The 12,302-nt window shown below is 36.1% G+C and carries 11 protein-coding genes; 4 read left to right on the forward strand and 7 right to left on the reverse strand.

The genetic code is table 11. From position 1 onward, the window contains the following. Window positions 1-34: 34 nt before the first annotated feature. Entirely contained in the window at window positions 35-736 is a 702-nt protein-coding gene (locus CW751_RS04540; protein ID WP_101333811.1) for a S1/P1 nuclease, read from the reverse strand. A 252-nt stretch (window positions 737-988) separates the two neighbouring features. Between CW751_RS04540 and CW751_RS04545 the strand changes: the two genes are divergently transcribed. The 4 genes from CW751_RS04545 to CW751_RS04560 are packed head-to-tail and all read left to right on the forward strand — an operon-like array spanning window position 989 to window position 6,883. After that, window positions 989-1,468 carry a MarR family transcriptional regulator gene (locus CW751_RS04545; RefSeq protein WP_101333812.1) on the forward strand — a complete coding sequence of 160 codons (480 nt, stop codon included), beginning with the start codon at window positions 989-991 and terminating at the stop codon, window positions 1,466-1,468. Between the two features lie 5 nt (window positions 1,469-1,473). Next, the gene (locus CW751_RS04550; protein WP_101333813.1) at window positions 1,474-2,517 is read left to right on the forward strand and encodes an efflux RND transporter periplasmic adaptor subunit; all 1,044 of its coding nucleotides are present in this window, start codon (window positions 1,474-1,476) and stop codon (window positions 2,515-2,517) included. Then, window positions 2,514-5,576, forward strand: coding sequence for an efflux RND transporter permease subunit (locus tag CW751_RS04555; protein WP_101333814.1), 3,063 nt, complete (start codon window positions 2,514-2,516; stop codon window positions 5,574-5,576). The genes CW751_RS04550 and CW751_RS04555 overlap by 4 nt, the downstream gene beginning before the upstream one ends. Beyond that, complete coding sequence (locus tag CW751_RS04560) at window positions 5,576-6,883, forward strand: TolC family protein (protein ID WP_101333815.1); 1,308 nt, start codon at window positions 5,576-5,578, stop codon at window positions 6,881-6,883. Before CW751_RS04555 ends, CW751_RS04560 begins: the two co-directional genes overlap by 1 nt. A gap of 100 nt (window positions 6,884-6,983) precedes the next feature. Here CW751_RS04560 and CW751_RS04565 read toward each other — a convergent pair whose 3' ends face one another. The 6 genes from CW751_RS04565 to CW751_RS04590 all read right to left on the reverse strand — a co-directional run bounded on the left by CW751_RS04565 (window position 6,984) and on the right by CW751_RS04590 (window position 12,199). Further along, the gene (locus CW751_RS04565; RefSeq protein WP_101333816.1) at window positions 6,984-8,336 is read right to left on the reverse strand and encodes a glycosyltransferase; all 1,353 of its coding nucleotides are present in this window, start codon (window positions 8,334-8,336) and stop codon (window positions 6,984-6,986) included. 239 nt (window positions 8,337-8,575) lie between these two features. After that, window positions 8,576-9,004: a sulfur reduction protein DsrE gene (locus tag CW751_RS04570; protein WP_101333817.1), complete on the reverse strand. Its 429-nt coding sequence runs from the start codon at window positions 9,002-9,004 to the stop codon at window positions 8,576-8,578. 3 nt (window positions 9,005-9,007) lie between these two features. Further along, the gene (locus CW751_RS04575) at window positions 9,008-9,412 is read right to left on the reverse strand and encodes a DoxX family protein (RefSeq protein WP_165779219.1); all 405 of its coding nucleotides are present in this window, start codon (window positions 9,410-9,412) and stop codon (window positions 9,008-9,010) included. An 82-nt stretch (window positions 9,413-9,494) separates the two neighbouring features. Continuing rightward, window positions 9,495-11,147 carry a bifunctional metallophosphatase/5'-nucleotidase gene (locus tag CW751_RS04580; protein ID WP_101333818.1) on the reverse strand — a complete coding sequence of 551 codons (1,653 nt, stop codon included), beginning with the start codon at window positions 11,145-11,147 and terminating at the stop codon, window positions 9,495-9,497. A 153-nt stretch (window positions 11,148-11,300) separates the two neighbouring features. Next, window positions 11,301-11,669 (reverse strand): hypothetical protein, encoded by a 369-nt coding sequence (locus tag CW751_RS04585; RefSeq protein WP_101333819.1) that lies wholly within the window; start codon window positions 11,667-11,669, stop codon window positions 11,301-11,303. Between the two features lie 131 nt (window positions 11,670-11,800). After that, window positions 11,801-12,199 (reverse strand): OsmC family protein, encoded by a 399-nt coding sequence (locus tag CW751_RS04590; protein WP_101333820.1) that lies wholly within the window; start codon window positions 12,197-12,199, stop codon window positions 11,801-11,803. Window positions 12,200-12,302: the final 103 nt, after the last annotated feature.

Below are 12,302 nucleotides of genomic sequence, written 5' to 3' on the forward strand. Positions count from 1 at the left end.
AATCATCAATAGTTAAGGCAATTAAAATGTATAATTAATCGTAAATTTCATTTAAAATTCCCGCAAGTCTTATTCCACCTTTTAACAGTTGATTTTTCAAGGTTTCCCAATGGGCATATTGATACTTATACTCCCATGCGTATCCAGTATCATAAGCATAAATACCCTCTCGGAATGTCATGCTTTCATGTGCCCAATCTTCTACGGTTCCGGCTTGAATTTCCTCTACTTGTTCACTTGTCGGGTGATTAATAATTTTGGTTAATTCTGTGTAACTATACAATTTCCCATCAATAATTTCGGAATCCCAAATGCGGTGTAGGTTTGAACTTTTACCAAACCATTTCATTTTCACATCGTTTCCTCCTCTATCGTTTCCGTTACCAACATGAAGCGGTTGATGTAAATCTCCTACAAGATGAACCAAAATATTCAAATACTCTTGCTCTAATTGTGGATCTAAATTGTCCTTTTTCAAATGCGCTACAACAAAGTTAATTCCTGAGATAGCATCACCTTTCGGGTTTTTATTTGTTTGTTGATAGGTTAATCCATCAGGAATTGTAACGTAATGCCATGGTTTTAAGGAGTCGTATTTTGAATCAGATTTAATATCATCCATCCAATTACTTACCTCAGCCAAGGTTTTGTTTCCAAGAATAGACTTCAGCTTTTCTTTCGCTCCTTCATTTAAGTGCTTACTTGCTACTTCTCCAACAACACGATGTCCAAGCATTCCCCAAGCATTTACTTCTAGACTTAGAAATAAAAAGAAACAAATAGAACTGCTTTAATCAAGTTTTTCATGATTTATATTTTTGGCAAAGTTACGAGAATTCTAATTGATTTGATTCAAAATCAAGATAGGAAAAGCATTTTACTGATTTTAACCCATTAATTTAACAGTTTATTTAGAAGTTATCTAAACAATAAACTATTTCTCATGTTAATTGGTTAACTTTGTAAACTTTTTTAGAGAGAAATATAAATGCATAATCCAAAAGAACAAATAACACCTGTAGGAAAGTTTTTCGCTATTCTTACTAAGCATTATCTCAATGCTTTCAGTAAGAAATTGTGTTCACTTCCTTTTGAACGGTATTACTATCCACTTTGGGTAATTGCTCAAAATGAAGGCAAAATCACTTCCAAACAATTGACTGACATCCTTCAAACGGACAAGGTCATTGTAGTGAGAATCATTAAATATCTAATGGAAAAAGAACTCATTGAAAGAATTCAACATCCAGTAGATAAACGTTCTTTTTTATTGAAAGTAACTCAAAAAGGGACAATTTATGTACCTATGATAGAGAAAGCGATGATTGATACAGACAAAGAATTTATTGATATCATTCCAAAAGAAAATAGAACTGAGACCTTGTCTGGTATAACCGATTTAGTAAATAATTTAGACCCCATAAAAGACAGCCGATTTGTGCTAGAATTCAAAAGATTAAACAAATAACAAACATGAAAATAAAAGTACTTTTTTTCGCACTCCCCTTATTTTTAGCCTATTCCTGTGGAGAAGAACCCAGACTAAAAAACAAAAATGGAGCAATCAACTATACACAAGTTGATTATCATGTTGCTAAAGTTGAGTCTTTTGAGGAAGTGATAACCGTTCCTGGGAAAACAATGCCTTTTGAAGAAGTGAAAATTTATAGTGAAGTAAATGGTCGTGTAAAGAAAATTCATTTTGAAGAAGGGAATAAAGTGAAGAAAGGACAACTTTTAGTTACTGTAGACACAGACATTCTTCAAGCGGAAAGAAAGAAATTAAAAGTAGATTTAGCACTTGCAGAAAAAGATAAGTCGAGAAAACAAACCTTATTAGAGAGCGAAGCAGGAACGCAGGAAGCATTTGAACAGGCGGAATCAAAGGTGAACAGTTTGAAAGCTCAAATTCAATCTTTAGATGTGCAAATCAATAAAGGAAGAATTCTTGCGCCGTTTAATGGTAGAGTTGGATTGCGTGAAATAAGTGAAGGGGCTTTTATCACTACAAATGACTTGATTACTGTTTTGGCACAAACCGATCAATTGAAAGTAGATTTCTCCATTGCTCAACGTTACGCTCACAAAGTGAAAAACGGTCAAAAAGTAACTCTGCGTCCACCATCAGACTCTTTAAATCCCACTCCAGTAAACGCTACTGTTTATGCTACAAGTCCAATTATCAATCAAAACACCCAAATGTTGAATGTTCGTGCTAAAATTGAGAATAGTTCGGGTATTGTTGCTGGTGGTTTTGTGAATGTAGATTACAATTTAGGCGAAATTCCAAACAGTATTAGTGTGCCAACGGAAGGAATCGTTTCTGTAATTGACGGTCAAATTGTTTGGGTATTTGATAATGGGAAAGCGAAACAGAAAAAAGTAAACATTGGAAATAGATCGAAAGACAAAGTCCAAGTTTTTGGAGACCTAGAAGCAAACGATACGATTGTATTAACCGGACTTTTAGGAATGAGAGAAGGAATGTCAATCAAAGCGAAAAACGAAGTTAAATGAGTATTTCATCATTAAGTATAAAACGACCAGTACTGGCAATGGTGATGTCTATTGTCATTATCATATTTGGTTTTATCGGTTTTTACTCTTTAGGAGTAAGGGAGTTTCCATCGGTGGATCCGCCCATAATTACTGTTACAACCAACTATCCTGGAGCCAATGCCGACATTATAGAATCCCAAATTACAGAACCCTTAGAGGAAGCAGTAAACCAAGTACAAGGAATTCGTACCATGACTTCAGTGAGTAGTGATGGTAGAAGTACAATTACAGTTGAGTTTAATTTGGATTTAGATCTAGATAATGCAGCCAACGACATTCGAGATAAAGTATCTGGGGCCGTTCGATTATTGCCAGATGATGCTGATCCGCCCATTGTAGCAAAATCTGATGCTGATGCGGAAACCATTTTTTCCATGACAGTTCAATCGGAAACGAGAAGTTTATTAGAGCTTACTGACATCGGAATTAATCTATTTAAAGAACGACTGCAAACCATTACAGGAATCAGTAGGATTTACCTTTGGGGAGAGAAGAAGTTCTCCATGAAGTTGATGCTGGAGCCCAATAAAATGACGGCTAAAAATGTAACAGCAACAGAAGTTAGAGCAGCACTTTTACGAGAAAATATTGAACTTCCATCGGGAAGAATCGAAGGAGACAATGTGGAATTGACCATTAGAACATTTGGTCGTTTATCTACCGAAAAAGAGTTCAACAACCTCATTATTCGTGAAGAAAACGGTGAATTGATTCGCATGAAAGACATTGGTAGTGCAGAAATGCGACCAGAAAACGAACGAACAATTCTACGTGGAAACGCAGGAGTTCCGATGATAGGTATTGCAATTCAACCACAACCCGGTGCAAACTACATCGAAATTGTGGATGAAATTTATGAAAAAGTCAACCAAATTAGTGCAGACTTACCTGATGACATCCACTTAGGAGTTGCCCTTGATACCACAGAAAACATTCGTAAGTCCATTGACGAAGTTCAAGAAACGGTAATCATTTCATTTTTACTCGTAGTGCTTGTAGTTTTTGTGTTCTTAAGAAACTGGAGAACGACCCTAGTTCCAATTATTGCCATTCCAATTTCCTTGATAGGTACTTTCTTTATCATGTACATGATGGATTTCTCCATCAACATTCTTACCTTATTGGCAATTGTATTGACCACAGGATTAGTCGTTGATGATGCCATTGTGGTGATGGAAAACATTTACACTAAAATAGAGCGTGGAATGAAACCCCGTAAAGCAGCAATGGAGGGGGCTAATGAGATTGTTTTTGCCATTTTAGCGACTACAATCACCCTTGCAGCAGTGTTTATGCCTGTGATTTTCTTAGAAGGACTTACGGGTAGATTATTCCGGGAGTTTGGAGTCGTCGTCGCGGGTTCTGTCCTAATTTCTTCATTTGTTTCCTTGACTTTAACGCCAATGATGTCTTCTAGATTATTGAAAAAGACAAAAAACAAAAGTAAAATATTCTTAAAGTCTGAGAGGTTTTTCAATAGATTAGAAAGAGGATACAAACGCTCATTGATTGCTTTTATGAGAAGACCTTGGCAAGCATTAATTTACATGGTGCTCATTGTTGCTTCCATTTTTGTCTTTGGGAGTCAGCTACAATCTGAGTTAGCACCAATGGAGGACAAAGGCCGATTAATGATTATGAGTACCGCGCCAGAGGGAACTTCATTTGAAAGAATGGACGAATTCCAAAGAGAAATCATTTCTTATGTGGATACTTTAGAAGAGCGTAAGAACATACTTGCTGTAACATCGCCAGGATTTGGTTCTTCAGTTTCAACCAACTCAGGTTTTGTGAGATTGAATTTAGTTCCCAAAGGAGAACGTAAGAAAAGTCAGGATCAATTAGCGAATGAAATCACTGCGAAACTCAAAGATTTCAATTTTGCTCGAACCTTTGTTGTTCAGGAGCAAACCATTGGTGGAGGTCGAGGAAGAGGATTGCCCGTTCAATATGTACTTCAAGCGCCGACTTTAGAGAAACTAGAGGAAGTCATTCCAGACTTTATGGACAGAGCAAAAGCAAGTGGAGACTTCCAAATTGTAGATGTTGATTTGAAGTTCAACAAACCCGAGCTTCAGGTTACAATTAACCGTGAAAAAGCGAGTACACTTGGCGTTTCGGTGATGGACATCGCAGAGACAATGCAGCTTTATTTCTCTGGACAACGATATGGATACTTCATTAAAGAAGGTAAACAATATGAAGTAATTGGTCAGGCACACAAAGAATTTAGAAATGAGCCGAGTGACTTACAAGAAATTAATGTAAGAAGTAAAAGTGGTGAATTGGTTCCATTGAGTAACTTGGTAGACATCCAAGACGAATCTAGTCCACCACAATTATATCGTTATAACAGATATGCATCTGCGACGATTCAAGCTTCGCCAGTTCCAGGAAAAACAATTGGTGATGGAATTAATACCATGGATGAAATTGCAGATGACTTATTAGGTCCATCCTTTACAACTTCTCTTGCGGGAACATCGAAGGAGTTTGAGGAAAGTGGAGGAAGTTTAATCTTTGCTTTTGGTTTGGCATTAATCCTTGTTTACTTGGTATTGTCGGCGCAATTTGAAAGTTTTAGAGATCCATTTACCATTATGCTTACCGTTCCTTTAGCTTTAGCTGGAGCAGTGCTAACGCTATGGTTGTTTGGTCACACTTTAAATATTTTTAGTCAAATTGGAATTATTGTATTGGTAGGATTAGTAACCAAAAACGGAATTTTAATTGTAGAATTTGCCAATCAACGAAAGAACTTTGGGTTGGAATTAAAGTCTGCCATTATTGATGCAGCTTCGGAACGATTTAGACCTATTTTAATGACCTCATTGGCAACTATTTTGGGTGCGTTACCAATTGCTTTGGCATTAGGTGATGCAGCAACGAGTCGTGTTCCAATGGGATTAGCGATAATTGGAGGATTAACCTTCTCTTTGGTGTTAACACTTTACATCATTCCAGGGATATACATTTATATTTCAGCAAAGAAAAAAACAACAGAAATAGAAGAATAATGAGAGCGATATTATTGATCAGTTTAATGGTGTTAAGTTCTTTTAGCATTGCACAAGAAAAGCTTGGTTTAGAGCAAATTGTAAACCGAGTTTTGTCGCAGAACTTTGGAATTCAGATGGCTAAAATTGACACTAAAATTGCGAAAAATGAAAACAACGCTGGAGCGGCTGGTTACCTACCAACCATTGATGTACAAGCCACACAAGACTTGGCTTTATCCAGTGCTCGACAAGAATTCTTAACTGGAGATGTCAACGAAGCAACAAATGCAAAAAACCAAGCTTTTAGTGCTAGTGCAATGTTGAATTGGACTTTCTTCGACGGGTTTAAAATGTTTGCAACAGATAAAAAACTAGATGAATTAGAGCGTTTTAGTGAATTAAATTTACGCGCTGCGATGGAAATGAAAATCTATGAAGCAGCCGTAAATTACTACACCTTACTCTCGCTGCAAGAAATGGAGGAAGTATACACGGCCGCTATTGATTTATCTAAAATACGTAAAGAATTTACAGAGAATAGATATAACAGTGGAGCAGCCAACAGAATTCAATTGATGCAAGCGGAACTTGATTTGACCGCAGACAGTGCAGCTTACATTGCTAATCAGCAGTCACAATCTGAAATAAAAGCGGCTTTAAGTAAGATTTTGCAATTGCCCGTGACAGATGAGATACTTGTTGAAGGTGATTTAAATAAAATTGAAGAAAGACAGGAATGGGATGCTCTAGCAAAAACGTTTATGGAGCAAAACACCTCCATCATGCAAGCGAAATCGAATATTGCTGTTTCAGAACTCTCAACTAAAGAAGCAAAAAGTAGATTCTATCCACAATTGAGTTTTTATGCAGCTTATGATTTTGGGAGTTCTAAAAACGAAGTAGGTTTCTTAGCTTCCAACAGAAGTTATGGTCCAAGCATAGGAATTACTGCAAAGTGGAGTATTTTGAATCATTTGTCGAGAGCCACAGAATTGCGCAACAGCAAACTGAATAAAGAAAGAGCCGAGTTAAGTTACAAAAATGACTCTATAAACGCCTTGGCTGACTTGCGTAATTATTTTGAAGTAATGCAGTTTGCGGAAGAGAAGTTACAATTCGAGCAGCGTAACATCTCACAAACACAATCTATTATTGACATTTCTGAAACAGCGTTAAAAGCGGGAAGCATCACACCTTTGGAGCTCAGAGAAATTCAATACAGTGCAATTCAAGCTGAGGGGAGACTTTTGCAGGCCCAAATGGAATACCAAACGGCGAGAATGAATATTGCTTTGTTGAGTGGTGGTTTTCAGGAGTTGTTTTAAATGGGGGTTTGGTTAAATAGCTACGAGATGAAATCTCGCAGCAGCATGTGGCAGCAGCTCAATCAGAAATGTTCATCTAGGAATTATATCATTAACAAACTTATCGAAGCAGTTTAGCTACCTGAGCTGCTTTGTAGTTCCACGACATTTTTTCAAGTTCGTCTGTATTGGTTTCGAAAGGAATGTTGTTTTGGAAATCTTCTAAAGCTAATTTGAGGTAATTGTAAATCTCTTCTTTTTCATTTCTATCAAAAGCAGCTCCAGCATTGCACTTTTCGATTGCTTTGGCGCTGTCGCCTTTTCCTATGCTTACGATTCTTCTGCCTGTCGCTAAATATTCAAAAGTTTTGCCGGGAATGGTTCCTTCGATTCCTGGGGTGATTAGCAAAAGTACATCCGATTTTAGCATTGCTTCAACAGCTTGTTCGTGGGGAACTGGAGGATGAAAGGAAGCTTTCTCTCCTAATTGTTCTTTTATGAATTCTTGAAGTTTTTCAGATACTACGCCAGTTGCTTTAAAACGTATTGGTGCATCTGGAAAATCTTTTGCCAATTGTCCTAAAGCTTCAAAGAAAACATTGGGTTCATATTTGTCAGATACAGTTCCAATATAGGAAGCTAAAAATACATTATCATCAGGTTGTACCTCAGCTTTTATTTTAAAATCGTCGGGATCGTAGGCATTAGAGATAATCTTAATCTTCTCTGGCTTAATTTTATTAGTCTTGGATAAAAATGAATCTTTAAATCCTTGTCCGACCGTAATAATCTGATCTGAAGATTCGATAACTTGACGCTCTAACTTTAAGTTTAATTTATGCGAAAACTTGGAGTGTTGTAATAAAGGGTAATAATAAATATCTGTCCAAGGATCTCTAAAATCGACAATCCAATTGATTTGATCTTTTAATTTCTTTTTCAAATCTCTTCCTATCAATTGCGCGGAATGCGGTGGCGATGTTGTAAATACATTATCAATCTTTTCATTTTTAATGATTTCTAATGCTTTATTTACAGCGTATTTCTTCCATCCTATGCGAGGGTCTGGGATAAATAAATGGCTTCTTATTTTGCTTACCATTTTTTGTTTCCAATGTTGATCATCCACATTGGAGTATCCTGCAGTAGGTACATTTTTCTTTCCCACAAGAGAACTATATAAATTAATGGGTTCAAAAGATGAAGATAAATGTTGTCTTATGTTAGGATGGATGTCATTTTTCAAACTCTCATCCACAGAGAAATAGCTGGCTTTACTAGGATCTACCGACAAAACGTGCACTTCATGTCCTTCTCTTGCTAAATACTTCGTCATTTTCAACCAACGCTGAACTCCTGCTCCACCACTTGGAGGCCAATAATAAGCAATAACTAGTACTTTCTTTTTAGAATCCATTATTTTTGTTTGTATGCTGTCGCTCAAAAATAAGAAATCAAAATTATCAATTTCCATTTTTCAGATCAATTCTCAACTATCTTGGTTTAATTATCAAGCAATGTCATGGCTGAGGGGTAGCAGCGGCATCCTCTGATTTTTAAATCAGAGATATAGCGAATGACCCGACCTTGATATTTTTGATCAATTTATTGTTAAAAAAATATCAAGGACAGCCCCAAAAAATAAAAAATCCAGTTCATAAGTTTTCAATATCGAACACCTACCAACTGGAATAAATAACTTTTTAGTTTGAATTATAATTCAATACTGATATAATCGTCTTTTTTAGCTTTTAAGGCATAAGTTATACCATTTTCAACTACTTCTATCCACTTGGGAAGTTCAGATTTGTCAATTTCAAACTTATCTAAAGAAAAACCACAAGCAAATAATTTCAAACCTCCTTTAACTACCATCTCCTTATAAGGACGCATCAATTCTTTATCGGTTAAATCACCAATATTTTTTCCGCAAAATACAATATGAAACTCACCAAATCCTTTTCTATCTTGTTTTGCCATATCTTTTGATGCAAAATAAATGGGTTTAATTTGAGGTACTTTTTTGGTTAGTACGATATAATTGGTTTTTTGCACTTTAATAGAACCTGCGCCTTGAGCAATGAGGTTATGACTTGTAACTAAAGCAAAAGCGATCATAAGTGTTAATAATACATTCTTCATTTTTTAATTGTTTTTGGTGTAAAATTTAAAATTATTTAAAGCGAAAAACAATAAGCCACCAGCGAGTCCAATATTTTTGAATAAAGGTCCCATAGTTTTTAATTGTCCCACTTGAATCGTTAAAGTTATAGGAATTAATACAAATAACAGTATAATTGCGGCCCATTTTGTTTGAAACCCAATCAACAAAGAAATCCCAGCAAGGAGCATTACGATTCCAGAAGCGACAACTGCCACTTCTGGAGATCCTAATACATGCCCGATTGCACCAAAATTTGCTTGTTCAATCCGTGCAACGGTTTTTTCCATGTTGAACAAATGATTCAAACTCGCCACGATAAAAATACCGCTGAGCATCATTCTCAAAATAACGACCGAAGACTTTTTTACTTCGAAAGTTGTTTTCATAATATTATGGTTTAAAGATATCCTCCCCCTTCATTCCCTTCAAAGGGGGAGGTGTAATAATTCTATTTTTTTAGTACATGAGTTAATGGAAATGATAATCTGTTCCGGGCAATTGAGAAAGTACGTTATCTCCCAAGTCTACTGCTTTAGCACGTCCGTCTCTCACCGGTGAAATCGTTCCTTTTTCTTTCAGATATTCTTCCAAAACTTCGTGAGCTGTATATTCTTTCACTTCTGTGTCTGTTAAATTTGGCATTCTACACAACATGTGGTCTGGCTCTCCTTCTCTACGACAAGCAGAAATATTGTAAACGCGATCTAAGTCTAAAGGCTCTCCTCCTACCATAATTTCAATTACCCGTTCTCCTTTAGGCTTACTAGAATCGAATTTCAAGGTCATTCCAGAAAAACGCACTAACCAACCTCCAAAACGCTCTTTTGGATTATCGGCAAACACGTTATGAATTTCACTTTCCATCCAATCGTGTACTTGCTGACCAGTTGCTTTTCCTGTTTTAATGTACTCATTTACTGGCAACATGTTCCACAAATATTCATAAGTGATTGCAGCTTTACCGTCTTCTCCGGGAACAAGTGGTGGACTAAAACGGAATCCGTTGGAAATTGAAATATCTGCTCCAGTTTTCCATCTCGCCGCATCTGTAATGAAATTATCCATAGGATTTTCTACCACGAAATACCTGTACAAAGGTGTTGAAGTATATCCTAAAACACGACTGATTTTCTCTTTATACGGTGCAGTCTCCTCTTCAATTACAGCAGCTACTTTCGGATTCGGAGCGTATTTTTCAGGGTCAACCTCCATCAATTCATAACCTTCATATTCGATTTCACCATCTTTAACTACCAATTGCATTTTCCCTACGAAAGAGGCAAATGCACCTGGCTCTGTAACTCTTGAAAACTCACCTTGAAGCGGCTCCCTTACTCTTTCGTGGGTATCATTTCCAAGAATGTAATCAACCTTGCTCAATGATGGATCGTTGGATAAATCAAATTGCTTTGAAATTCCGATGTGTGTTACTAAAAACAAAACATCGACGCCTTCTTCATCTTTTAATTTGTCCACTAATTCTGCTAGGTTATGGTGAATTTTCTCGAATCCAATTCCTTTACTAAAAGATGGATTTTGACGCACGGGAATATCTGGATCGTTATAAGAAATGAATCCAAGTTTTGTTCCTTTCATTTCTTTGATGAAATATGGAGGAAAAATATAATCTTCGGTTTCATCATCATACATATTGGCTGCAATAACAGGTGTTTCGTAAGCTTTAAGCACATCGATCATGGTCTTTTTTCCGTAAACCACTTCCCAGTTACCTGGAATCAAGAAGTCGTACTCCATTGCTTTAACGATACCTGAAAAAGCGGAACCTTTTGATAATGCTGCAACTGCTCCACCTTGAATAAGATCACCTCCGTCGAGAATTATAGTTCCTTCTGGATTTTTAGCGCGTTCTGTATCGAACAAAGTTTTCATATTGGCCAAACCACCTAATCGTTTAAAGGTGATCTCGTCGTTTTCCCAAAACAGTTCGTCATGTACTTCGATTTGACCATGAATGTCTGCCGTTTGCAAAATAGTTAATGTGTCTCCACTATTGTCAGTCATCTGTTTTGCGCTTTGATTTTCTGACTGATTCTCATTTGAATTTGTCCCACATGCAGTTAGAAAACTCCCTGCAACGAGAATCGTTAATATTTTTTTCATTTGAATTCATTTTTAGAATTGAACCCTATCATTTTTTGATGAATGGCTCAATACAATATTAATGAGCATATTTGCTCGAATAAAAAATTTGATTTTTTGAGGGGATTTCGTTCCTCTAAACGGAATAAAAAAGCAGCTTGCGAATTTATTCGATTAAGCCTCTTGCAGGTAAACTTTAAACTGTTGGTGTAAAAGATACAAAGGGGTTTTGTCTTTTATTGTGTATGGGGCTTCGTATTGACTTAATGAAATGTCTTCATCAATGATCCATTCATTTTGAATGCTATAAGCGTTGAAGCGTCCAAAAGAAGGAATTTCTGGTGTTGTGTTAATCAATTCGGAAGGATGATCTCCTAAATTATCTACATTTAAAGTAGAACACAGCTCTTCAAAATTATTTGTAGTTTTGCTTTTATTAGAAACATCTGTTTGTGCTACACCAAGAGCATCTTGTAATGAATTTCGTACAGAACAAGGAGAAAGTACAAGTACTAGCCCGAAAGCTAATACTTGTAAATACATAAAAATGCTATTCTCTCTTTTTAATTGATTCACAAATCAAATATAATTGAAGCTTTTTAAATAATGCGTGACAAATGTTACAGTAACAGATTTTTAACCAAATTTAGTTCCTAAAGCAGAGTTACTTTTCTTTATTTAATTGCTGTATTTATGGTTAATCCACCTGTTAACATTTTGTGCACAGGACATTTACCCGCTATTACCAACAAGCGTTCTTTCTGTGCTCTGTCTAAATCTCCAATCAACTCAATATCAGTTTGAATTGAAGGTAAGTCTCCCTTTTTTTCTCCTTCAATAAACTTAATTTTCATATTTACATCTTGCAAATCCCATTCTTTCCTTTGGGCATACATTTTAAGTGTTGCAGAGGTACATCCTGCTAATCCAGCAATAAGAAACTCATCTGGAACAAGACCTTTGTTTTGTCCGCCTACATCTTTTGGTTCATCAGATGTTACGGTGTGACCCGAATTAGTTTCTATTGTTACCTCGTAATTTTCCTCTTTTGTTTTGGATTGAATTGAGCTCATGATAAATTGTTTCGTTATTATATAATTTGAACTTAATGAAAAGATGTGAGCTTCGAAAATGATTTAGGGATTTTTAAACAATGAGCGCAGCAGTTAAAATACA

This window comes from Brumimicrobium salinarum (genome assembly GCF_002844555.1).
In the GTDB taxonomy this organism is placed as follows: Bacteria; Bacteroidota; Bacteroidia; order Flavobacteriales_D; family Crocinitomicaceae; genus Brumimicrobium; species Brumimicrobium salinarum.